Annotated in this window: 24 protein-coding genes; 10 read left to right on the top strand and 14 right to left on the bottom strand. The window is 74.7% G+C overall.

From position 1 onward, the window contains the following. Positions 1-82: 82 nt before the first annotated feature. Complete coding sequence (locus AB0F58_RS13970; protein WP_357142467.1) at positions 83-1,615, bottom strand: glycosyltransferase; 1,533 nt, start codon at positions 1,613-1,615, stop codon at positions 83-85. Between the two features lie 315 nt (positions 1,616-1,930). Here AB0F58_RS13970 and AB0F58_RS13975 point away from each other — a divergent pair, with 315 nt between their 5' ends. Further along, entirely contained in the window at positions 1,931-3,232 is a 1,302-nt protein-coding gene (locus AB0F58_RS13975) for an NAD(P)/FAD-dependent oxidoreductase (RefSeq protein WP_357142468.1), read from the top strand. 63 nt (positions 3,233-3,295) lie between these two features. On the opposite strand, the gene AB0F58_RS13980 is transcribed toward AB0F58_RS13975, so the two are convergent. The 3 genes from AB0F58_RS13980 to AB0F58_RS13990 form a co-directional block, all read right to left on the bottom strand. Then, on the bottom strand, positions 3,296-4,348 hold the full coding sequence (locus AB0F58_RS13980) for an AI-2E family transporter (RefSeq protein WP_357142469.1): 1,053 nt from the start codon (positions 4,346-4,348) through the stop codon (positions 3,296-3,298). Between the two features lie 44 nt (positions 4,349-4,392). Next, a complete protein-coding gene (locus AB0F58_RS13985; RefSeq protein ID WP_357142470.1) occupies positions 4,393-5,178 on the bottom strand; it encodes a fused MFS/spermidine synthase in 786 nt (261 codons plus the stop codon). A gap of 142 nt (positions 5,179-5,320) precedes the next feature. Further along, entirely contained in the window at positions 5,321-6,295 is a 975-nt protein-coding gene (locus tag AB0F58_RS13990) for a DUF2267 domain-containing protein (protein ID WP_357142471.1), read from the bottom strand. Between the two features lie 198 nt (positions 6,296-6,493). On the opposite strand from AB0F58_RS13990, the gene AB0F58_RS13995 reads away from it, so the two are divergent. Beyond that, positions 6,494-6,802, top strand: a complete 309-nt coding sequence (locus AB0F58_RS13995) for a hypothetical protein (RefSeq protein WP_357142472.1) — start codon at positions 6,494-6,496, stop codon at positions 6,800-6,802. A 21-nt stretch (positions 6,803-6,823) separates the two neighbouring features. Here AB0F58_RS13995 and AB0F58_RS14000 read toward each other — a convergent pair whose 3' ends face one another. After that, entirely contained in the window at positions 6,824-7,207 is a 384-nt protein-coding gene (locus tag AB0F58_RS14000; RefSeq protein ID WP_357142473.1) for an STAS domain-containing protein, read from the bottom strand. Positions 7,208-7,247: 40 nt separating this feature from the next. After that, on the bottom strand, positions 7,248-7,586 hold the full coding sequence (locus AB0F58_RS14005) for an STAS domain-containing protein (RefSeq protein WP_357142474.1): 339 nt from the start codon (positions 7,584-7,586) through the stop codon (positions 7,248-7,250). Between the two features lie 239 nt (positions 7,587-7,825). On the opposite strand from AB0F58_RS14005, the gene AB0F58_RS14010 reads away from it, so the two are divergent. The 4 genes from AB0F58_RS14010 (at position 7,826) to AB0F58_RS14025 (ending at position 11,623) form a co-directional block, all read left to right on the top strand. Continuing rightward, positions 7,826-9,619 (top strand): SpoIIE family protein phosphatase, encoded by a 1,794-nt coding sequence (locus AB0F58_RS14010; protein ID WP_357142475.1) that lies wholly within the window; start codon positions 7,826-7,828, stop codon positions 9,617-9,619. A 5-nt stretch (positions 9,620-9,624) separates the two neighbouring features. Beyond that, entirely contained in the window at positions 9,625-10,674 is a 1,050-nt protein-coding gene (locus AB0F58_RS14015; RefSeq protein ID WP_357142476.1) for a cobalamin-dependent protein, read from the top strand. A 64-nt stretch (positions 10,675-10,738) separates the two neighbouring features. Beyond that, positions 10,739-11,107 (top strand): STAS domain-containing protein, encoded by a 369-nt coding sequence (locus tag AB0F58_RS14020; RefSeq protein ID WP_357142477.1) that lies wholly within the window; start codon positions 10,739-10,741, stop codon positions 11,105-11,107. A gap of 69 nt (positions 11,108-11,176) precedes the next feature. After that, complete coding sequence (locus AB0F58_RS14025) at positions 11,177-11,623, top strand: response regulator (protein WP_357142478.1); 447 nt, start codon at positions 11,177-11,179, stop codon at positions 11,621-11,623. Positions 11,624-11,728: 105 nt separating this feature from the next. Here the strand turns inward: AB0F58_RS14025 and AB0F58_RS14030 are convergent, their stop codons facing one another. The 8 genes from AB0F58_RS14030 to AB0F58_RS14065 form a co-directional block, all read right to left on the bottom strand. Further along, on the bottom strand, positions 11,729-12,559 hold the full coding sequence (locus AB0F58_RS14030; RefSeq protein ID WP_357142479.1) for a hypothetical protein: 831 nt from the start codon (positions 12,557-12,559) through the stop codon (positions 11,729-11,731). 338 nt (positions 12,560-12,897) lie between these two features. Further along, entirely contained in the window at positions 12,898-13,323 is a 426-nt protein-coding gene (locus AB0F58_RS14035) for an OsmC family protein (RefSeq protein WP_357142480.1), read from the bottom strand. An 86-nt stretch (positions 13,324-13,409) separates the two neighbouring features. Next, positions 13,410-14,357, bottom strand: a complete 948-nt coding sequence (locus AB0F58_RS14040) for a serine/threonine-protein kinase (protein ID WP_357142481.1) — start codon at positions 14,355-14,357, stop codon at positions 13,410-13,412. A gap of 161 nt (positions 14,358-14,518) precedes the next feature. Then, on the bottom strand, positions 14,519-15,466 hold the full coding sequence (locus tag AB0F58_RS14045; protein WP_357142482.1) for an SDR family oxidoreductase: 948 nt from the start codon (positions 15,464-15,466) through the stop codon (positions 14,519-14,521). A 9-nt stretch (positions 15,467-15,475) separates the two neighbouring features. Continuing rightward, complete coding sequence (locus AB0F58_RS14050) at positions 15,476-16,357, bottom strand: FAD:protein FMN transferase (RefSeq protein ID WP_357142483.1); 882 nt, start codon at positions 16,355-16,357, stop codon at positions 15,476-15,478. A 72-nt stretch (positions 16,358-16,429) separates the two neighbouring features. After that, entirely contained in the window at positions 16,430-17,203 is a 774-nt protein-coding gene (locus AB0F58_RS14055; protein WP_357142484.1) for a methyltransferase domain-containing protein, read from the bottom strand. Positions 17,204-17,269: 66 nt separating this feature from the next. Further along, the gene (locus tag AB0F58_RS14060) at positions 17,270-17,461 is read right to left on the bottom strand and encodes a DUF397 domain-containing protein (protein ID WP_357142485.1); all 192 of its coding nucleotides are present in this window, start codon (positions 17,459-17,461) and stop codon (positions 17,270-17,272) included. Continuing rightward, positions 17,452-18,219 carry a DUF5753 domain-containing protein gene (locus tag AB0F58_RS14065; RefSeq protein WP_357142486.1) on the bottom strand — a complete coding sequence of 256 codons (768 nt, stop codon included), beginning with the start codon at positions 18,217-18,219 and terminating at the stop codon, positions 17,452-17,454. Before AB0F58_RS14065 ends, AB0F58_RS14060 begins: the two co-directional genes overlap by 10 nt. Positions 18,220-18,411: 192 nt before the next feature. Between AB0F58_RS14065 and AB0F58_RS14070 the strand changes: the two genes are divergently transcribed. The 4 genes from AB0F58_RS14070 to AB0F58_RS14085 all read left to right on the top strand — a co-directional run bounded on the left by AB0F58_RS14070 (position 18,412) and on the right by AB0F58_RS14085 (position 21,209). Then, a complete protein-coding gene (locus AB0F58_RS14070; protein WP_357142487.1) occupies positions 18,412-18,609 on the top strand; it encodes a hypothetical protein in 198 nt (65 codons plus the stop codon). Then, a complete protein-coding gene (locus tag AB0F58_RS14075) occupies positions 18,606-18,860 on the top strand; it encodes a flavin reductase (RefSeq protein WP_357142488.1) in 255 nt (84 codons plus the stop codon). The genes AB0F58_RS14070 and AB0F58_RS14075 overlap by 4 nt, the downstream gene beginning before the upstream one ends. Before the next feature lie 92 nt (positions 18,861-18,952). Beyond that, positions 18,953-19,699 carry a response regulator transcription factor gene (locus tag AB0F58_RS14080; RefSeq protein WP_357142489.1) on the top strand — a complete coding sequence of 249 codons (747 nt, stop codon included), beginning with the start codon at positions 18,953-18,955 and terminating at the stop codon, positions 19,697-19,699. Continuing rightward, positions 19,677-21,209, top strand: coding sequence for a HAMP domain-containing sensor histidine kinase (locus tag AB0F58_RS14085; protein WP_357142490.1), 1,533 nt, complete (start codon positions 19,677-19,679; stop codon positions 21,207-21,209). The genes AB0F58_RS14080 and AB0F58_RS14085 overlap by 23 nt, the downstream gene beginning before the upstream one ends. Positions 21,210-21,230: the final 21 nt, after the last annotated feature.

Genomic DNA, 21,230 nt, shown 5'->3' on the forward strand with positions numbered 1-21,230 from the left:
GTGAACTCCGCTGTCCCGGCCCGACGGTACCGCTCACCCCGCCCGCCGCGCCGGCCCGCCCCGGGCGTCGCGGCCGTCCGGGTCACCGTCCGGCGCGGCGCAGCCGGGCGGCCAGCCGGGCCGCGGTCACCGGCACCACCCCCAGCACCAGGTGCCCGGTCCGGGCGTCGACGCTGGTGGTGACCGCGTACAGCCGGGTGCCGTGCCGACGGATCCGGGGCCGGACCGGGGCCAGCCCGGGGGCGCGGAGCGCGGCGCTGCCCCGGCCGACCGCGCCGTCGACCTCGACCCGCAGCGGATGGCGCTGGCCGGTCGGGACACTGCCGCCGAGCAGCCGGTGCACCGGGAAGCGGACCCGCACCAGGCTGCCCCGCTCGTCGGCCGTCACGTCGAGGGTGTCACCGGCGATCCGGCCGGCGCGGACCCGCACCCGGCCACCGACGGTGGCGGCGAGGTCGGGATGGGGGCTGCGGGCGGTGAGCGTCAGGCTCCGGTTGCCCTCCCAGCTCGCCGCGACCGCGTCCAGGCGGGCCAGCCAGTCGGCGCGGACCCCGGTCACGTCGGTCCAGGCGGGCAGCCCCACCCCGGGGTAGCCGGCGTGCCAGCGGCCCCCGGCCACGACGGTCGGTGGGACGCCCCGCTCGGCGTCCTGCGTGATCACGGCGAGCAGGTCGGCCAGGCCGCCCCCGCCGACGGCGGAGAGCCGCATCCGCGTCTCGACGTCGAGCCGGTCGCGCAGCTCGTCGGTGAGGTAGCGGCCGACCAGCCGCCGTACCACGTCGTACACCCGTTCCCGGGTCGGTCCGTCCAGCCGGGGCAGGTCGTCGCCGACCAGGTGGGCCACCTCCAGGCCGAAGTGCCGCCGCAGCACCGCGTCGCGCTGCCGGCCGGCCGGGATCAGCTCGGCCACCCGGTCGACCAGCAGCTCCACGCAGCGCAACCGCTGTTCCAGCCGGCTGCGGTAGGTGATGTTGCGGGCGTCGAGCCGACGTACCGCGTGGTAGTAGTCGTAGTCGGCCAGCACGGAGATCCGCCGGGCCCGGCAGCAGGCCGCCAGCGTGAACGGCTGGTCGCTGAGGATCGGCATGTCCTCGTGGAACCGCAGGTGGTGGCGTTCGACCAGCTCCCGGCGGAACAGCTTGATGTTCGCCAGCGACCAGGGCAGCGCCGAGTCGAACAGGTCCACGTCGACCCGGCTCTCGGCGAAGACCTCCTGGAACATGTGCCGGCTGTTGACGCCCACCGCCCGGCCCAGCACCACGTCCGAGGAGTACCGGTCGGCTGCGGCGACCAGGCGTTCCAGGGCCTCCGGGCCGAGCCGGTCGTCGGAGCCGACGAAGAACACGTACCGGCCGGCGGCCAGCTCCAGGCCCCGGTTGCAGGGGCTCGCCGGGCCGCCCGAGTTGGCCTGGTGACGCACCCGCACGGTGTCCGGGTACCGGGCGGCGAGCTGGTCGAGCAGCCGCCCCCCGCCGTCGGTGGAGCCGTCGTCGACCGCGACGACCTCCATCCGCCGGTGGCCGATCGTCTGCCCGAGCAGCGACGCCAGGCACGCCCGCAGGTACGGCATGGTGTCGTAGACCGGGACGACGACACTGACGTCGGGCACCTGCACGATCGCTCCTTCGGGCACCAATGGCGGCGGCCGGGCGCGGGGCAGCGGACGGCACCGGGCGCCGCCCCCGGTTCGAGGATGCCCTGCACAGCCCGCTCGGGCCCCGGTTTCCCCAGGTCAGGTGGGGCGGCGCGCGGTGTCGGCCCGGGTGTCGGCCGGTCGGCCGGGGGTGGTCGACTCCGTTTCGTTGATCCGGGGCGGTCCGGGCCGTTCCGTCGACCCGATACCGGCGAAACCGAGGCAGAGGCGCGTCGGCCGGCAGATTCGCCTGATCTGCCAGGTTTGTACCTGTCGACGGCGGGAAGGGCACCGGACATGACGAAACCTCGTGTGGTGATCGTGGGAGCCGGGTTCGCCGGTTACCACGCGGCGAAGACCCTCGCCCGGCTCGCCCGTGGCCGGGCCGAGATCGTGGTGCTGAACTCCACCGACTACTTCCTCTACCTGCCGTTGCTGCCCGAGGTGGCCGCCGGGGTGGTCGAGCCGAAGCGGGTCTCGGTACCGCTCAACGGCACCCTCGACGGGGTGCGGGTGATCGTCGGCGAGGCCGACCAGGTGGACCTGCACAACCGCTGGGTCGGCTTCACCCAGCCCGAGGGCGACCGGGGGCGCCTGGCCTACGACCGCCTGGTCCTCGCGGTCGGCAGCGTCAACAAACTCCTGCCGATCCCCGGCGTGACCGAGTACGCGCACGGTTTCCGTGGCCTGCCCGAGGCGCTCTACCTGCACGACCACGTGATCCGTCAGATCGAGCTGGCCGAGCAGGCCGCCGATTCGGCGGAGCAGCAGGCCAGGGCCACCTTCGTCGTGGTCGGAGCCGGCTACACCGGCACCGAGGTCGCCGCGCACGGCCAGCTCTTCACCGACCAGCTCGCCGCGACCCGGTCCCGGCTGACCATCCGGCCCCGCTGGCTGCTGCTCGACATCGCCCCCCGGGTCCTGCCCGAGCTGGACCAGCGGATGTCCGAGACCGCGCATCGGGTGCTCACCCGGCGGGGTGTCGACGTGCGGATGGGCACCTCGGTGGCCGAGGCCACCGCGGACGGGGTGCGGCTCACCGACGGCGACTACGTACCCACCTGCACGCTGGTCTGGTGCGTCGGCGTCCGCCCCGACCCGTTCGTCGCCGAGTTGGGGCTGCGCACCGAGAAGGGCCGGCTGGTGGTCGACGAGTACCTCGGCGTCCCCGGGTTCCCCGAGGTCTACGCCTGCGGCGACGCCGCCGCCGTACCCGACCTGACCAAGCCGGGCGGCATCTGCGCGATGACCGCGCAGCACGCCCAGCGACAGGGCAAACTGGTCGCCCACAACATCGCCGCCTCGTACGGGCAGGGCCGGCGCAGGCCGTACAAGCACCACGACCTTGGCTGGGTGGTCGACCTCGGCGGTCGGGACGCCGCCGCGAACCCGCTCAAGGTGTCGCTGTCCGGGTTGCCGGCGAAGGTGGTCACCCGGGGCTACCACCTGCTCGCGATGCCCGGCAACCGCGCCCGGGTGGGGGCCGACTGGGTGCTCGACGCAACCCTGCCCCGTCCCGCCGTGCAACTCGGCCTGGTGCCGGCGAACGCCGTACCGCTGGAGAGCTCGTCGCCCGAGGTGGCGGTCCGGCGTCGGTGAGCGGGACGGCTGGCGGTCCGGTGTCGGTGAGCGGGACGGGCCCGGCGCCCGTCCCCACCGCGCTCACCTCCCTCGGCGGAACCCGCGGGGGAGGCCGGCCTCCCGGAGCAGCACCTGGAGGATCCCGGCCGCCGGGATCGCCAGCAGCGCGCCGACCAGACCGGCGAGTTCGGCCGCGAGCAGCACGCTGACCAGCACTGTCAGTGGATTCAGCCGCACCGCCCGACCCATGATCACGGGTTGCAGGATGTGGTTCTCCACCTGCTGGTACAGCACGAAGAAGACCAGGGTGACGATGCCGGCGGTGGGGGAGTGCACGAACGCCGCCCCGGTCGCCAGCAGCGCGCCGATCGTCGCTCCCACCAGGGGCACCAGGTCCGTGACCGCGACCACCAGGGCGATCACGGCGGCGAACGGGACGCCCAGCGCGGCGAGGACGACGAACGTCAGGCTGCCGCAGATCAGACTGATCACCAGGTTCCCGGTGACGTATCCGGTGACCGTACGACCGCACTCCCGGCCGACGCGCCGCAACCGGTCCCCGGTGCCGTCCCCGGTGACCGCGAGCAGCGCGCCGCCCAGCCGGGGCGACTCCAGCACCATCAGGTACGCCAGCACGATGACGGTGACCGTCCCGACCACCGCCTCCAACGCCCCGCGCACCAGGCCCAGGGCGGGTCGACCCAGCCGGTCGCCGTACTCCTGGAGCTGCTCCCCGTGGGTCTGCGCGTACCGGCGCAACCCGAACCGGTTCGCCAGCTCACCGAGCCGTCCCCGGCCGGTCCGGACGTCCCGGACCAGCTCCGGCACCCGCTCCACGAACCGGGCCACCTCGTCCACCAGCGGCACCACGATCAGCGTTCCCACGGCGGCGAGCAGTCCGGTGGCCGCGAGGAACACCAGCAGCGTGGCGATCGTCCGACGGCGGACGAACCGGCGTTGCAGGTGGTCCACCGCCGGCTTCAGGGCGGCGGCGAGAAAGGCGGCCACCAGGATCCAGACCAGCACCCGACGGGCGGCCCAGAGCAGCGCCAGCGCGAGCAGGGTGGCCAGCACCAGACCGATGACGATGACCACCCGGCGGGCGGTGAGCCGGTCGTCGGAGGTGCTGCTCATCCGGCGCGGCTACCCGGTCGGGGCCGGAGGAAACGGTGGACGCCTCAGCTGGCGGGTCGTCCGGCGTCGGTGGCCGGTGCCGCGCCGGCCACGAAGGCGGCCAGCTCCGCGCCGTGCAGCACCGTGCCGGGCAGCGGATCCCGGGCCACCCGCGCCGCGAGGCGGCGTACCGGCAGGCGTCCGGGGCGCGCGGCGGCGGCGAGCACGACGTTGCCGTACCGCCGGCCGCCGAGCATGCGCCGGGCGGCGACCAGGCACACCTCGGCGAAGACCGTACCGAGGGTGGCCGCCTGCACCCGGGAGAAGACCAGCGGCGGAAGGTCGGTCAGGTTGACCAGGTAGAGCCCGTCCGGACGCAGGACGCGGGCCACCTCGGCGACGAACTCGACGGTGCAGACGTGCGCCGGCATCCGGGCCCCGCTGTAGACGTCGGCCAGCACCACGTCGTACCCGCCGGCCGGCTGCCCGGCCAGGGCGGCACGCGCGTCGCCGACCTCGGTCCGCACCTCCGGTGGCGGGGGCAGTTCCCGCACCACCAGGTCGAGCAGGGCCGCGTCCCGCTCCACCACGAGCTGCGTCGACCCGGGCCGGGTGGCGGCCAGGTAACGGGGCAGGGTGAGCGCCCCGCCGCCGAGGTGCAGCGCCCGCAGCGGTACGCCGGGCGGCGCCGCCAGGTCGAGCCCGGCAGCCATCCGCCGCACGTACTCGAACCGGAGGTGGGTCGGGTCCGCGACGTCGACGTACGACTGCTCGACCCCCGCCGCGAGCAGGGTCCGCCCGGTCCGGCGGGTGGGATCCACCACCAGCACCGGCCCGTCGTCCCCGTCCACGACCGGCACGCTAGCCGACCCGCCGGACCGCGTCGCCGTCCGGGCCCTGGCGCGCCGGGTCGGCGGCGCGCGTGCCGCCGACCCGGTCCGGCGCCGGTCCCCTGCCGTCGGCGGGAGCGCCGGCCGGGTACGCGACCGGCGCTCAGCCGGCGATACCGGCGCCCGCCTCCTCGATCGCGTCGTCGACCAGGTGGGCCAGGTCGACGTCGCGCGCGGTGACCTCGTCCGCCTGGCGGCTCCGCACCGTGAGTACCGCGCTGGACGCGGTCTGCCGGCTGATCGTGGGCCCCCGGCCGGTGTCCCGGCGCAACCGGTCGATCCGGTCGAGCACCCGGTCCAGGTTCGGCGGGGGCAGCGCGATGCTGCGGGACAACGTCGGGCCCCGGGCCGACCAGTAGGGCAGGTCGGCCAGCGCCGCGCGCAGTTCGTCCGCGGCCAGCGGGGCGGTCGCCCCGGTCGGTCCGACCAGGCCCCCACCGGCCTCCGGCGGGTAGAGCAGGTCGCGCAGACCCTCCGGTACGCGCAGCGACGCCACCAGGTTCCCGTCCCGCGTGGCCAGTGCGGCGATGGTCGCCTCGGCCTGGTAGCGGGCCTGTTCCGGGGTCCGGCCGCTGATCCGGGCCACCTCACCGAGGAAGCCCGGCAGGTCCCGGTGCCGGCTGATCCCGTCGACCGGGGTCACGTCGTGCAACGACACCGGCACCGCCCGCAGCAGCCGCTGCCGGTCGGTCTCCTCCAGGGCCCGGGAGAGCACCAGCACGGTCGCCTCCGCGCCGACCTTGGCCTCGCGGAAGTCCACCCCGGTCCGGCGGCTGACGTCGGCGACCAGTTCCCGGTAGCCCAGGCCGATGGCCTCGGGCCGGCCCGGACCCGGACGGGGTCCCGGCCGGGCAGCGGTCGGGCGACCGGCCGGCGGCGGCGCCGGACCACCCCGGGTGCTGTCCGGTTTGTGGACACCGGCCGGCGGTGGACCCGCGCGCTTGCCCCGGTCCAGGTGGGTGAGCTGCTTGGAGGCGCCGAGGGTGGCGGCGTCGCTGCTGGCCTGCCGGCCCCGTTCCCGGGCCTGGCGGGCGAGCGCCCGGCGCCGCTGGTTGTCCCCCTCCATCTGCTTCCGCATCCGCTGACCTCACTTCCTGTCTCGGCTGGCTCCCGGCGGCTTCCCGGCCCCGCGCGACCCGAAACCGGCCCGGCCGGCCGGCCGAGGGGTGTCGGCGCCGGGTTCATGCCGGTGGGGTGACGAGCGCTCACCCCACCGGGGCACATGATCGATACCGGACCCTGAGAACTTCCGAGGCACGCGGAAGGAAAGGTCGTCATGAAACGGATCGTCGAGATCGTCCCCGCTCGACCCGGCTGGTACGCCCGCTGGCAACTCGCGCCGGACACCACCCGCTGCTACCCGGTGACCGTCTGGGCGCTGCTCGAGGAGGCCGACGGTGCCGGCCGTGAGGTGATCGGCGTCGACTGCGTCGGGCAGTGGCCGGGCGGGGAGGACAACGAGGTGGGCGCGGAGTTCGTGCGGTACCTCTTCCAGGCTCCCGAGGCCGGACGACCGGACGACCTCGTGCCCGAACCCGAGGGCCGGGGCCTCCCGGTCGCCTCGCAGGCCGTCGTCATGGGGTGACGGGGACGCGGCGGTGCCCGGTCAGCCGACCTGGCGCGCCCCGTCGCCGAGTGCGGAAGGACCGGTCACGTCGCCCTCACCGGGACGCGGACCGGCGAGCAGCTCGGCCAGCCCGGTACGGGCCAGCAGCTGCTGGACCTGCTTGTTCATGCCGACCAGCCGGACCGACCGCGCCCCGCTGCGGTAGAGCAGGACGATCGCGCTCAGCCCGGAGGAGTCGCAGAGCGTCACGTCGGTCAGGTCGAGGGTGAGGTCGTCGTGTCCCTCGGACCGGACCTGGTTCGCCACCAGGATCAGCTCCGGGGCGGTGTCGAAGTCGAGTTCGCCGGCCAGCCGCAGCAGGGCGTGCCCGGGGGCGATCCGGCTGACCTCGATCGTCAACAGCTGGCGTGGCATCTGCACCATGTTCCCAGGGGACGTGGGCCGGGAAACACCGGGGGTTCGGTCAGGCCAGCGTGACGGGCCGTTCACGTTCGTCCTCGCGAGTCGTCCGGGCCAGCAGCCCGCTGACGCCGGTGATGTCGAGGATGGCCTCCAGGAAGCGGGGGGTGGCGCGGAGCCGGATGACGGTGCCGTTCGGATGCCCCTCGCGCCAGGCGTGCACGATCACCGCGAGTCCGGTGCTGTCGATGAACAGCAGACCGCCGAAGTCCAGTACGACCGCCGGCGGTCGGGCGGCCAGCAGGTGATCGAGCGCGGTGCGCAGCGGTGGGGCGGTGGTGAAGTCCAGGTCCCCCGCGACGGTGATCAGGGGGGCTGCGGAGTCGGTGTCGTCGATCGACATCGTCAACGGCGTCGATTCGGGTTTCCTCCGGTGGAGCACCAGTATTACGCCTCTCCGCAGGGCTGCCGGTCAGGCAGTTTCCCGAAATCGTAACAACCGGCCGGGCCGCCCGCCGGGTACGCCGGTGCTGACCACGGGTGGCGTTACCGGCATACCGGCGTAGGCTGGGGCGAAGAGATTGGATCACACACGCCACGACCGGCGGAGCGAGGGTGTCGAGAAGGAGTGGGGCTTAGCTGGTGACTGCTGCCGACGTCAGGGGCTGCGACCCGGGCGACGGACGGATCTCCACGCCGAGTGCCGCACGGGCTCCGGCGTGGTCCGCCGACGTTCCGCAACACCCTGCGCTGCCGCTGCCACCCCTCGACCCGGACCACGCAGCGACCGGACCGGACTGGTCCGAGGTCGTCGAGTACTTCCGCGAGGGTTTCGTCGTGTGTGACTCCGACGGGGTGGTGCGCCATCTGAGCCCGGTCGCCGATCGGCTGCTCCCCGAGGTCACCGTCGGACAGGTCCTGGCCTCCGCCGGGGTGGCCGCGCTCGCCGCCGACGACGGCCCGGTCGAGTTCACCCACCACGAACGGCGCCTGCGGGTCCGCCGCGTGCCGCTCTCCGCCAACCGCTGCTGCCGGTACGTCGAGGACGTCACCGAGAGCGTCAGCCGGGCGGACGCGTTGCTGGCCGAACGGGCCCGCTCGGCGTTCCTCGCCACCGCGGGGGAGAAGCTCGGCAACCCGTTGCACCCCGACCGGGCGGCGGCGGCCACGGTCCGGCTCGCCGTACCCACCCTGGGCGACGTGGCGGTGCTGGTCCTCGCCCCGCGTGCCGGCCGGGCCCGCTGGTGGCGGGCCGCCCGGACGGACGAGGACGTACCCACCGTGGACAGCGGCGTCCTCGGCACCGCCGACCTGCCGCCCGCGATCGACGAGGGACTGGCCGGGGTCGAGCCGCACGCGGTGGACTGGCTGGTCGAGCAGGCGGCCGAGGCCGGCTGGCTGCCGGGGCTGGCGATCCCGGACATCTGCGCCCGGCTCGTGCCGTTGCCCGGCCGGGGCACACCGACGGGCGTGCTGCTCGTCGCCCGCCGGACGACCCGTCCCTACGACGAGGCCGACGTGGACCTGGTCCGGGCGTTCGCCTCCCGGGCCGGCGCGGCCCTGACGTCGGCGGTGCTCTACCGCGACCAGGCCGAGGTGGCGGACACCCTCCAGGCGAGCCTGCTGCCGGTCGAGCCGACCGAGGCGAGCGGGGTCCAGTGGGGCACCGCCTACCGTCCGGCGCAGGCCGGGCTGCGGATCGGCGGGGACTTCTACGGTGCCCACCGGCTGCCCGACGGGGGGTGTCTGTTCTACCTCGGCGACGTCTCCGGCAAGGGCGTCGAGGCGGCTGTCTTCACCGGCCAGCTCCGCCAGTGCCTCCAGGCGCTGCACCGGGTCGAGTTCCAGCCCGCCCGGTTGCTGCGGCTGCTCAACGACGCGCTCCTGGAAACCACCCTGGCCAACGGTCAGGGCCGGTTCGCCACGATGGTGCTGGGGGTGGTCCGGTCGCTGCGCGACGGCGGCCTGTCACTCACCATGGCCGGCGGCGGTCACCTGCCACCGCTGGTGCTGCGGGCCTCCGGCGAGGTGGAACCGGTCGCCCTCAGCGGCATGCTGATCGGCGTGGTGCCGGACCCGCGCATCGGCGAGGTGACGGTCCAGCTCGCCCCCGGCGAAACCTGCCTGCTCTACAGCGACGGGGTCACCGAGGCCCGGGGCGGCCGGCGGGGCGACGAGCTGTTCGGCGTCGATCGGCTGGTGCACGCGGTCAGCGGCTGCCACCGGATGCCGGCGCCCGCGCTCGCCGAACGGATCGAACAGGTCACCGGAGACTGGCTCGCCCACGGCGACCACGACGACATCGCCGTGCTGGCGCTACGGGCGGTCGAGGCCACCGGCCGCGCGTCCCGGCACTTGCACGCGGTGCCCGACCTGGCCGGCGCCGCCCCCGTCCCGCAGCCGATCGGCCGGGGTCACCGAGATCCGAGGACGTGACGACCGTGACCAGCACCGCCGCCCGGACCGACCTCACCGCCGTCTACCCGGCGTACCTGCGCTGCCTGGACGGCGCCGACGAGTACGGCGCGGTGGACGTGGCGATGGACCTGCTCGCCGACGGGGTGCCGGCCGAGCGGATCCTGCTGGATCTGGTCGCCCCGGCCCAGGCCGAGGTGGGGGAGCGCTGGGCCCGCAACGAGTGGAGCGTGGCGCAGGAACACGCCGCGACGCACATCAGTGAGCGGGTGGTCGCGGCGGTCTCCTCGACGGCCGGCCCCCGCCCGGACCGGGGTCACGTCGTGGTGGCCTGCATGGACGGGGAGTGGCACGGCCTGCCCGCCCGGCTGGTGGCCGAGGTCCTGCGACTGCGTGGCTGGCAGGCCACCTTCCTCGGGGCGAGCGTGCCCGCCGCGCACCTGGTGGCGTACCTCCAGCGGTACGACGCGCACGCGGTCGCCCTGGCCTGCGCGCTGCCCATGCGGCTGCCGTACGCCCATCGGATGATCGAGACCTGCCGCCGCTCCGACGTGCCGGTCCTGGTCGGCGGGCGGGGTTTCGGGACGGGCGGGCGGTGGGCCCGGCGGCTCGGCGTCGCGTGGGCGCCGGACGCGCCGACGGCCGCCGAACTCGTCGCCGACGAGCGTGCGCTGCGCCGGGTGCCCGCCGCCGACCTGGCCCACCTGGCCGACGACGAGTACGCCGGCCTGCTGCGGCGGCGCGTCGAACTGATCGACGCGGCCCTGGCCCACCTGCGGGACCGGTTTCCGCAGCTGGCCGAGTACACCGCCGTCCAACTCGACTCCACCGTCAGCGACCTCGGCCACATCGTCGACTTCCTCGCCGCCGCGGTCTACGTCGACGACGGCGACCTCTTCACCGAGTTCGTCGACTGGCTGACGATGATCCTCACCAGCCGGGGCGTTCCGGCGGTTTCGGTGGAACTGACCCTGGCCCACTTCCAGCAGCTGTTGCGGGACTTCCCCCGGGCGGGCCGATTCCTCGCCGCGGGGCACGCCGTGGCGTCCGCGTCCCCGACGGTCACCCGCCACTGAGGCCCGTCGTTGGTGGCGCACCGTTCGGGCCTGCTTATACTTGCTCCACCGCAAGCATCCGCCTGTGGCCGGATCGAGAGGGAACACGTTGACGTTCACCGTCACGCACGCCCAGCGGGATGGCACGGAAGTCTGCCTGCGGCTCGCCGGTGAGCTCGACCTGAGCACCGCGCCCCGACTGACCACGGCGATCGACGGTCTGCTCGCCGACGGCCGGGTTCACCTCCTGATGGACCTGGGCGAGCTGACGTTCTGTGACTCCACCGGTATCGCCGCCTTCGTCCGTGGCGACAACGCCTGCGCCGACGCCGGTGGCTGGCTGCGACTCACCGGTGCCACCGGACGGGTGGACCGGGTGCTGCGGATGACCGGTCTGGCCGACGTGCTCCGGTACGAACCGACCGCCGACCCGGCGTCGCACGCCCACCACTGATCGGTTAGATTTCCCCGCCGGCAGTGATCGCACGGTCATCGTCCCACCAGCACGAAGAGGCAGGTAGTCATGGGCGCAGAGAGGTCCGGACCGGTCCGCATCCTGGTGGTCGACGACGACCCGGGCGACGTCCTGATGATCGAGGAAGCGCTGGAGGACTCCGACGTCGAGAAGGTCATCGACGTGGTCAGTGACGGCCAGGAGGCGATGGAGTTCCTCCGTCAGGAGGGCCGGCACACCGAGGCCCAGCGCCCGGACGTCATCCTGCTCGACCTGAACATGCCCCGGATGGACGGTCGGCAGGTGCTGGGTGAGGTCAAGAGCGACGACGACCTGCGGACCATCCCGATCGTCGTGCTCACCACGTCCAACGCGGACACCGACATCGTCGGCAGCTACACCCTCCAGGCCAACGCCTACGTGACCAAGCCGATCGACCTCGACGACTTCAACGACGTGGTACGCCGCATCGACGAGTTCTTCGGCCGTGTCGTGGTGCTGCCCAAGCGGTCCTGACGCGCTCGGCGCGGCCCCGGTCGCCGGGCGGCCCGAGACATCGGCGCCGTCCCGCCCGTGGCGTGCTGCCGCCCGATCCCCGGGCCCGACCGCGGAGGGGGCCGGTCAGGTCAACGCGTCGACCACGGTGGTGGCCCGGCGCTCGTGCTTGGCGTACGCGCCCGGGTAGGCCGACCGCTGCACCGCCTGCGCGGCGGCCGTGACGCTCAGCTCCGGCCAGCCCGGCACCTCGCGCAGCGCCTGATAGAAGACCCGGGCGGCGTAGGCCGGCTGCATCAGCTCGCGGACGCTGCCCCAGCCGCTGCTCGGTCGCTGCTGGAAGAGACCGACCGAGTCGTGGTCGTCGCCGCTGCCCTGGTGCGGGTACCGGGACGACTCGGCGATCCGGTCGTTGGCGAGGTTGTGCAGGTGGCTCTCCTGCATCGCGGTGGCGATCGCCACCACCAGCGCCCGGCGGGGCATCCGCAGCTCGACGCCGACGTCCACGATCGCCTTCGCGTTGTCCATCTGGCGTTGGGTGAGGCCGGCGACCGGCTGTGGCCGGGCGGGGCGCGGTGGCCGGGCCGTCGGCTTCGCGGCGAGGGAGGGACTGGTGGAGGCGCTCGGCGTGGACGCCGGCCCGCGCTGGTACGAGCGGGACGCCCGCCGGTCGGCCTCGGCGGCGCTGACCGCCCGGTCGGCCAGGGATTCGCGCAGCGGCTCCTCGCCGCCACCGACGGCCTGCGTCCCGACCACGACGCCGACGCCGAGGCAGCAGGTCACCCCGGCGGCGAGCGCCACCCGGACGCCGGTGGTGGCGGGCCAGGCCCGGCCCCGGGGCCGGCGGTCCTCGGCGCGGTGCCGGCCGACGCGTCGTTCGGGGGAGGCTGCCTCGACCGAACGGGTACCCGGCCGGACGGGGGACAGCTTCTGGTCAACGGAGTCGTCGTGGCGCACCCGCCGAGGCTAGAAAGGATCGGGACCGCTGCCATCGGCGTGAACAGTGGCATGAACCACAATCGAGCGGAGTAGTGTCCTCGATATCCCCTGATGTCCCGCCGGAACCGGCAGGACCGGCATCAACGACAAAAGCCCTTAGGCCGCACTTTCGGGTGCCTTTCCGGTGCGACCCGGCACGTGGTGCCGCGTGACCCCCACCTCCACCGCCCGGCCCGGTGGCAGCGCCGACCGGCCGGGCCCCCATCGACCGTACGGCGGAGGTCGCCGCGCCGGCCCGCTCCGGCGTCCGTCCGGTGCCGGCCGTTCTCCGCCGCGGTCACCGTCAGCCGGTGCCGTCAGTGCCGGCCGTTCTCCGCCGCGGTCACCGTCAGCCGGTGCCGGCTCAGGTCGTCGCTGGAGAACGGCCACAGCCGGTCGGCGTGCGCCACCAGGCCGGCGAGCTGGTCGCGGCTGAGCCCGGTGGAGGAGATCGAGGCGTGCACGTCCGCCTGGTAGCGACCGTCGTCGGCGCGTCCCAGCCGGACCTCGGCGCGGACCTGCACGGTGTGCGCCTCGTCGGTGATGTCCTTGGCCGCCTCCACGGCCGCGTGGTGCAGGCACGAGGCGAAGGCCGCCGCGAGCAGCTGCTCCGGGGTCAGCCCGGAGCAGTGCGGCGCGAGCGGGGAGGCCAGCGCCGTGGAGAGCCCGCCGTCGTCGGTGCGGACGTGACCCCCCTCGGCGGTCGCCATGGCCTCGTGGAACCAGGAACTCGGGTCTGACATCGCGGTCCTCCCGTCATCCCGGCACGGCTACCCGGCACCCGCCCGGCGAAACCGCCCCGGGGCTCAGGGCGGACGCCCGGACGGGGTCAGCACCGTGGGCCGCCGGCCTCCGCCGACACCGCCACCTCGGTCGGTTCGGCCGCGGCCCGGTCGCACCACGGCGACACGCTGCCCCCGGAGCGGGGCCGGGGCGGCACCACGGCCAGCGGCACGTACACCCGTGCGTCCACCGCCTCGGCCAGCACCAGCGCGGCGACCAGGCTGGTGGGGCGGGCCAGCGGGTCCTCGGCCAGGCAGCGCTGGCAGAGGTCGGCCACCTCGGTGGGCAACCCGTCGATCGGTGGCAGCGGCTCGGGAGCCTGCCGGCGCCCCGTCGCCAGCAGCTGGGCCGCCGACGCTGTCGGGTACGGCAGGCGGCCGGTGAGGCAGTAGTACAACAGCACGCCGAGGGCGTACATGTCGGCGGCGGTGGTGGCCGGGTGGTGTGCCAACTGCTCCGGGGCCAGGTACGCCGGGGTGCCCACCACCATGCCCTCCGGAACCTGGTCGCGGGTCCCGGTGGGAGTGGCGATCCCGAAGTCCAGCACCTTCACCCCGGCCGGGGTGAGCACCACGTTCGCCGGCTTCACGTCCCGGTGCACGATGCCCTGGGCGTGTGCGGCGGAGAGCGCGGCGCTCACCTCGGCGCAGACCCGGGCCGCGATCCGCCAGTCCAGCGGACCGGAGCGGACGTGGGCGGCGAGGGTCTCCCCCTCGGCCAGCTCCATCACGATGTACGGCACCGGCTGCCCGGTCGCCGTCGACGAGGTGCCGAAGTCGTGCACGCTCGCCACGTTCGGGTGTACCAGCCGGGCCGCCGACCGTGCCTCGGCGCGGATCCGCTCCACGGACGTCGGTCCGTCGTCCTGGCCCGGAAGGATCAGTTTCACCGCCACCGTCCGGTCCAGCACCACGTCGTGGGCCCGCCAGACCTCCGACATGCCACCGAGGCCGATCCGCTGTTCGAGCCGGTACCGCCCGTCCAGCGTCCTCATCGCGCCGCTCCTCGCCCTCGTCCGGTGCCCGCCGGCCATGACTCGTCGACCGGGCATGCCGCTCCCGAGCCGGTACCCGGGGCCGGAGCAGGACAAACCGCCGACCGGCGATCTTGACGTTCACCGTGGGGGGGCGTCCACCGGCGGGTCGGGCCGAACGTTCACCGTGCGGGGTCGTCCACCGCCGGGTCGGGCCGAGGGCCGGTGCGGCCCGGGACGTCGGGCAGCGCCGTGGTCCCACCGAACCCGCGCCCCAGGCTCCGCACCTGCGCCTCCAACTCGGGTACCGCCCGCCGGGCGTGCCGCGCCATCACCAGGTCGGCCAGCGGGCTGACCAGCAGCGTGCGGCTGGCCTGCACCAGGCCCACGGAGCGGGGCACGTACACCCGACGCTGCCGTCGCTCGATCCCCCGGACGAACGCCTCCGCGCACTCCCGCACCGAGGTGGTCCGCCGCATCGGCCAGGGCAGCTTCGCCAGCAGCTCCGCCACGGCGGGCAGGTCGGCACGCGCGTCGCGCACCAGGTCGGTGTCGATCCAGGACGGGTGGGCGGTGCCCACGGTCACCCCGTGGTGGGCCAGCTCCAGCCGGATCGAGGTGCCGAACTGCTCCACTCCCGCCTTCGACGCGCAGTAGGCGGCCATCCCCGGTGGCGCGGCGAACGCCGCCGCCGAGGAGACGAGCAGCAGGTGGCCCCGACGGTCGATCAGCGCGTCGACGGTCGCCGCCGCCGTCCGCATCACCCCGATCAGGTTCACCTCGACGGTCCGCACCATCGCGTCGAGGTCCCCGACCGCCAGGGTGCCCCGGTTCGCCACGCCCGCGTTCGCGACCACCGCGTCGATGCGGCCCAGCGCGGTCAGGGTGCCGTCCACGGCTGCCGTCAGGCTCGCCTGGTCGGTGACGTCGGCGGGGAACCAGACGTGCCCGGGGCCGAGGTCGGCCGCGAGCGCGGCCAGGCGCTCCGGTTCCAGGCCGACCAGGGCGACGTGCGCTCCCCGGGCGGCGGCGACCCGGGCGGTGTGCTCACCGATACCCCGGGCCGCCCCGGTCACCAGGACGACCCTGCCGGCCAGTGGGCCCGCCGTACCGCCTCGCCGCTGCCGCATCACCGAAAACTACCACCGGGTAACCCCCGGCCGTGCCGGGTCGGCCCCGACCTCGCCGCCGGGGCGGCCGTCCGTCCGATCCGGGTCGACCCACCAGGAACAGTCCTGGCCGGCGAGCCAGCCGGGCCCGTCCACCCCCCGGACCAGGGCGGTGACGGCGAGGGTGGCGGCCCGTACCGTGTCCGGCGCGGCCACGGTCACCGCCGTCGCGGGCAGCCCGGGAGCCGGCCGGGGCGGCGGATCGAGCACGTCGCCACCGTCGGGGCGGTACGCGGACGCGGTGGCCAGCCCGCCGCCGGTGAGCCGGATCGTCCGGCCACCCACCGGCACCGGCCAGCCGCCGGGTGGCACCGGACCGGCGGTCGCCACCCGGGAGCCGATCGCGACCAGCACCCCGCCCGCCGACCGTTCGGCGATCCGCGTGGCGCAGCGTTGCGCCAGGTACGCCGTTGCCGTCCCACCCAGCACCAGCAGCAACGTCGATGGCACGGTCAGCCGGTCGCCGTGCAGCGAGATCGCCCGCCAGCCGTCGACCGGGGGCGGAACCCCGGTGCCGAAACCGCAGCCGGGGAGCGGTCCACTCCGGGCGGCCAGCCGGATCCGGGCCGCGCCGATCGTGGGGTCGCAGGCGCCGTCGCTGGCCCGCGCCGCGTCCAGGGCGACCGCCACCAGGTCCCGCAGCAGCGGACCCACCGGAACCGGACGGCCCGCCGCCCGATGCACCCGGGCCAGTTCACCCTGCCCCGGCGCGGCGATCCGGTCCAGGGCGGCCAGCGCCCCGGTCACCACCCGCCGCGCCGCCGTCGCCCGTCGGGCCCCGGTCACCGCCAGCCGGACCGGGCGACCCCGGTACGACCAGCGTGTCTCACAGATCCGATCGATGGTCTCCACGGGCGGAGCCTGCCGGGCGAGACTGGGACCGGAGCAGGTCCACGCTGTGTGCCCGCTGTGCGCCGGGGCGGCTCAGACCTCGGCGACGACCAGGTAGAACGTGAAGCCGGCGACCAGCGGGCCGGTCTCCAACCGGCGCAGCCACGGCGCGACGTCCGTCTCGGTCAGCTCGCCGGCCGCCACCGCCCGTGCCGCGTTGCGCCGCAGGCCGAGGATCTGGTCGGCGGTGGCGAAGTCCTGGAACAGCACCGCCACCGGCTCGACCGACCGGATCCGGAACCCGGCGGCGTCGGCCAGCCGGACCAGGTGCCGACCCATCGTGGCGTTGCGGACCCGGCCGGCGGTGAACCGGGCGAAGCGGCGGCTGGTGGTGACGTCGGCGTCGGCGACGGCGAGGGTGTCCCAGTCCGGCTCGGCCATGCCGAACAGTCCACCCGGCCGCAACACCCGCCGGGCCTCCGCGACCGCCCGCTCCGGATGCTCGACGTGTTGCAGGACCCGGTCCACCCGGAGCCGGTCCACGCTGGCGTCGGGCAACGGCAGGTCGTGCAGGTCCCCTTCCCGCAGGTCGACGGTCGGCCGGTCGGCGAGCCGGCCGGCGGCCTCGGCCACCATCCGGGGCTGGTGGTCGATCCCGACGACCGTGCCGTCCGCGCCGACCGCGTCGGCCAGCGCGGCCAGGTCGGTGCCCGGCCCGCAGCCCAGGTCCACCACCGTCTGACCGGGCCGGACGTCGAGCGCGGCGAGCAGGCGCTGCTTGTAGTCGAGGCCCACCGGAGTACGGGCGGCGGCGTCCAGGTACGCGATCTGGTCCGGAGCGGCGGTCAGGTCCGCGAGTCCACTCATCCGGCCATCCCACCACGAACCGCCGCGTCGACGTCCACCGTGGAGGCCGACGCGGCGGTGGGCGGGTCAGCCGGGTGGGGCGAGCCGGGTGACGAAGGCCCGCCAGGCGGTAGGGGAGAAGGCCAGCGTCGGGCCGTCCGGGTCCTTGCTGTCGCGGACGCCGACCACCCCGGGCAGGTTGTCGGCGACCTCGACGCAGTTGCCGCCGTTGCCGCTGCTCCGACTGCTCTTCCGCCACCGTGCGCCGGTCAGGTCCATGTCTTCGCCACTTCCGTGATGAGGTCGACGGATTGCCAGTGGGACAACGCCTCGCCGCGCACGTTCTCCCACGCTGCCAGTATCGCCGCCAGTTCGTCCGCCTCGCTGACCACGTGTCCCTGGAGTTGGTTGTCCAGGTAGCCGGCGAGCCGGTGGTCGGGGCTCTCGGCGACCACGAACGGGCCGTTGAGCCCGGCGTAGGCGCCCACGGTGGACGGCACCACGTGCACCCGGACATGCGGTGCGGCGCACGCCGTGACCAGGGCCGACAGTTGCTCGCGCATGGTCTCCCGGCCGCCGACCGGGCGGCGCAGCACCCCCTCGTCGATCACGGCGGTGAACTGGGGCGGGTCGTCCTGGGCGAGGATGCCCTGCCGGGCGAGCCGGGTGGCCAGGTGCCGTTCCACCTCGCCCCGGGCGAGCAGCCCGCCGCCGGTCAGCACAGCGCGGGCGTACGCCTCGGTCTGGAGCAGCCCCGGCAGGACCGTGCTTTCGTACGAGCGCAGCGACACCGCCTCCCGCTCGATCTCCTGCCACGGACGGAACCACAGCGGCACCTTCCGCCGGAATGTGTCCGGCCAGATGTCCGAGATGTCTCGGCCGAGGGCCTCGGCGGCTGCCGCCCGGTGCCGGGGGTACGGCACGCGTCCCTCGGTCAGCCATCGCATAGTGGTCTTCGGATCGACTCTTATCGCTGCGGCGAGGGACTCGGTGGTGTGGCCGGTGGCGTGCAGGGCGGCCCGGAACGCATCGTTCATTCGGCTTCCCTTCGGGATGGCGAAGACGTCTGCCTGCCACCTTCTCACGGGCTGTAGTTGTCTGACCACTGTGGGGGAGGGTGGTCGGGAGGCGGTGCGGCCGGTGGCGGTGGAACGCGGCGGTCGTGCCTGCCGGGCCGCCCCGAGGGGAGGCGGGGCGGCCCTCCACGACGGACGACAGCACGAAGGTGGGTGGACGGATTGGGCATCCGGGACTACGAGCGGGCCCTCGCCCTCGGGGAGACCTGCGGGGACACCATCGGGGAGGGACGGTGGCGGGCGGTCTGCAACCTGGCCCCCGACCACGACCTGCCGCACGAGCAGTGGCGGGGGTGCGGCACGGTCACCTTCCGGACCTGGCCCTTCACCCCGAAGGAGGAGCCGCGATGACCGCCGGGCGTGGTCGGCCCGAGCACACCGCCGCCCGTCCCTCCTGGCGGTGCCGGGCCTGCGGTGCCCCGTGGCCCTGCTCGTCGGCCCGGCTGCGGCTGATCGTCGAGTACCGGGGGAACCGGCCCACCCTGATGATGTACCTGAACGCCATGATGGCGGACGCGGCGGCCGACCTGCCCGAGCGCCCGGACGAGCCCGCCCGGTCCGACCTGGCGTTCCGCTTCCTCGCCTGGGCCCGGTCCCGCTGACCCCGCCAGCCGTCCGGGTGGCGACGCGCCGTACAGGTGGCGCACAGCGAAGACCGAGACGGCGCACAGCCTCACGGGTCAGGATGGGAGCCATGGTGACCGATGGGCCTGCCCTGCCCGGTCGGGTCGAGCTGCGCCGCCCGGACGGCGGACCGGTCCGGGTGCTGGTGGTCGACGACGAGCCGACCCTGACCGACCTGCTCGCCATGGCGCTGCGCTACGAGGGCTGGCAGGTGGCCACCGCCGGCAACGGCATGGCTGCGTTGAGTAGTGCCCGGCAGGTCCGCCCGGACGTGGTGGTGCTCGACGTCATGCTGCCCGACCTGGACGGCTTCCAGGTGCTGCGCCGGCTGCGCGAGCAGGCCCCGAACGTGCCGGTGCTCTTCCTGACCGCGCGGGACGCGGTGCAGGACCGGATCGCCGGGCTGACCGTGGGCGGCGACGACTACGTCACCAAGCCGTTCAGCCTGGAGGAGGTGATCGCCCGGCTCCGGGCGCTGCTGCGCCGTGCCGGGCTGGCCGTGGCCGCCCGCGAGGAGGCCGTCCTCACCGTCGGCGACCTGAGCCTGGACGAGGAGAGCCACGAGGTACGCCGGGGCGAGGACCTGATCACCCTCACCGCCACCGAGTTCGAGTTGCTCCGCTACCTGATGCGCAACCCCCGGCGGGTGCTCAGCAAGGCCCAGATCCTCGACCACGTGTGGAACTACGACTTCGGCGGCCAGGCGAACGTCGTCGAGCTGTACATCTCGTACCTGCGGAAGAAGATCGACGCCGGCCGCGAGCCGATGATCCACACGCTGCGCGGGGCGGGGTATGTCCTCAAGCCGGCCCGGTGAGACCGGCCGGTGGTCGCTGCGGCGCCGGCTGACCGGCTGGTCCCTGCGTACCCGGCTGGTGGCCATCCTGGTCGTGCTGCTCGCCCTGGTCAGCGTCGGCGTCGGCGGCGTCACCACGGTGGCCCTGCGGCACTTCCTGATCGCCCAGGTCGACGAGGAGCTGGCCCCGACGCGGCAGTCCCGGGGGCCCGCCGACCCCTCGCCCGGCGGGCCGCCCGCCGTCGTCGAGGGCCGTTACCTGCGCATCCCGCCCGGCTTCCCGACCGGCACGATCGTCGCCCGGACCGTCGACGGCGAGGTCGTCACCGCCCGGACCCTCACCTCCGGCGGCGACGACGAAGTGATCTCCCCGGACCAGGTCGCGGCGGTCACCGCCCTGCCTCCCGACGGCCGGCCCCGCACCGTCGACCTCGGTGACCGGGGCGATTACCGGTTCGTGGCGCACGAGAGCCGGGACGGCGGCGTCCGCGCCCTCGGGGTGCCCCTGGCCGGCGTGCAGGAGACCGTCTGGTGGATGGTCGCCGCGCAGGCCGGGCTCGCCACCCTCGGCCTGCTGCTCGCCGGCTCGGTCGGCGCGGTGATCGTCCAGGCCACGCTGCGTCCGTTGCGTCGGGTCGCCGCCACCGCCACCCGGGTCACCGAGCTGCCGCTGGACCGGGGCGAGGTCGCCCTGTCGGTCCGGGTGCCGGCCGTCGACACCGACCCGCGCACCGAGGTCGGCCAGGTCGGTGCCGCGCTCAACCGGATGCTCGGGCACGTGGCCGCCGCGCTCGCCGCCCGGCAGGCCAGCGAGACCCGGGTACGCCAGTTCGTCGCCGACGCCAGCCACGAACTGCGTACCCCGCTGGCCGCCATCCGGGGGTACGCGGAGGTGACCCGCCGGGGGCGGGCGCAGGTCCCGCCCGACGTGGCGCACGCGCTGCGCCGGGTGGAGTCGGAGAGCGTCCGGATGACCAGCCTCGTCGACGACCTGCTGCTGCTGGCCCGACTCGACTCGGGCCGGCCGCTGGTGACCGAGCCGGTGGACCTGTCCGCGCTGGTGGTCGACGCGGTCAGCGACGCGCACGTGGCCGGTCCCGACCACCGCTGGCAGCTCGACCTGCCGGACGAGGCGGTCGAGGTGCCGGGCGACGCCGCCCGGCTGCACCAGGTGGTGACGAACCTGCTGACCAACGCGCGGGTGCACACTCCGGCCGGCAGCGCGGTCACCACCACGCTGCGGGCCGACCCGGAGCACGCCGTGCTGACCGTCGCCGACGACGGTCCCGGCGTGCCGCCGGAGCTGCTGCCGGAGGTCTTCGAACGGTTCGCCCGGGGCGACGGCTCCCGCTCCCGGACGCACGGGAGCACCGGTCTGGGCCTGGCCATCGTGGCGGCCGTGGTGGAGGCCCACCACGGTCAGGTCGTCGTGGACAGCCGACCCGGCCGGACCGTGTTCGCCGTCCGGCTGCCGGGTCGTACGGCGCTTCCACCGCCCTCCGACCGGGACGGGCCGCGCCCCCACCGCTGACCGCTGACCGTCGGCCGGGTG

Source organism: Micromonospora sp. NPDC023956, assembly GCF_040639195.1.
GTDB lineage: Bacteria > Actinomycetota > Actinomycetes > Mycobacteriales > Micromonosporaceae > Micromonospora.

Excerpts from the sequence above, each read along its gene's own strand:
- AB0F58_RS14080 (WP_357142489.1), top strand. The coding sequence starts at position 18,953 with ATGGTGACCGATGGGCCTGCCCTGCCCGGTCGGGTCGAGCTGCGCCGC.
- AB0F58_RS13975 (WP_357142468.1), top strand. The coding sequence starts at position 1,931 with ATGACGAAACCTCGTGTGGTGATCGTGGGAGCCGGGTTCGCCGGTTAC.
- AB0F58_RS13980 (WP_357142469.1), bottom strand. The coding sequence starts at position 4,348 with ATGAGCAGCACCTCCGACGACCGGCTCACCGCCCGCCGGGTGGTCATC.
- AB0F58_RS14045 (WP_357142482.1), bottom strand. The coding sequence starts at position 15,466 with ATGCGGCAGCGGCGAGGCGGTACGGCGGGCCCACTGGCCGGCAGGGTC.
- AB0F58_RS14085 (WP_357142490.1), top strand. The coding sequence starts at position 19,677 with ATGTCCTCAAGCCGGCCCGGTGAGACCGGCCGGTGGTCGCTGCGGCGC.
- AB0F58_RS14040 (WP_357142481.1), bottom strand. The coding sequence starts at position 14,357 with ATGAGGACGCTGGACGGGCGGTACCGGCTCGAACAGCGGATCGGCCTC.
- AB0F58_RS14005 (WP_357142474.1), bottom strand. The coding sequence starts at position 7,586 with ATGTCGATCGACGACACCGACTCCGCAGCCCCCCTGATCACCGTCGCG.
- AB0F58_RS14000 (WP_357142473.1), bottom strand. The coding sequence starts at position 7,207 with ATGGTGCAGATGCCACGCCAGCTGTTGACGATCGAGGTCAGCCGGATC.
- AB0F58_RS14060 (WP_357142485.1), bottom strand. The coding sequence starts at position 17,461 with ATGGACCTGACCGGCGCACGGTGGCGGAAGAGCAGTCGGAGCAGCGGC.
- AB0F58_RS14065 (WP_357142486.1), bottom strand. The coding sequence starts at position 18,219 with ATGAACGATGCGTTCCGGGCCGCCCTGCACGCCACCGGCCACACCACC.
- AB0F58_RS14025 (WP_357142478.1), top strand. The coding sequence starts at position 11,177 with ATGGGCGCAGAGAGGTCCGGACCGGTCCGCATCCTGGTGGTCGACGAC.
- AB0F58_RS14035 (WP_357142480.1), bottom strand. The coding sequence starts at position 13,323 with ATGTCAGACCCGAGTTCCTGGTTCCACGAGGCCATGGCGACCGCCGAG.
- AB0F58_RS14055 (WP_357142484.1), bottom strand. The coding sequence starts at position 17,203 with ATGAGTGGACTCGCGGACCTGACCGCCGCTCCGGACCAGATCGCGTAC.
- AB0F58_RS13995 (WP_357142472.1), top strand. The coding sequence starts at position 6,494 with ATGAAACGGATCGTCGAGATCGTCCCCGCTCGACCCGGCTGGTACGCC.
- AB0F58_RS14075 (WP_357142488.1), top strand. The coding sequence starts at position 18,606 with ATGACCGCCGGGCGTGGTCGGCCCGAGCACACCGCCGCCCGTCCCTCC.
- AB0F58_RS13990 (WP_357142471.1), bottom strand. The coding sequence starts at position 6,295 with ATGCGGAAGCAGATGGAGGGGGACAACCAGCGGCGCCGGGCGCTCGCC.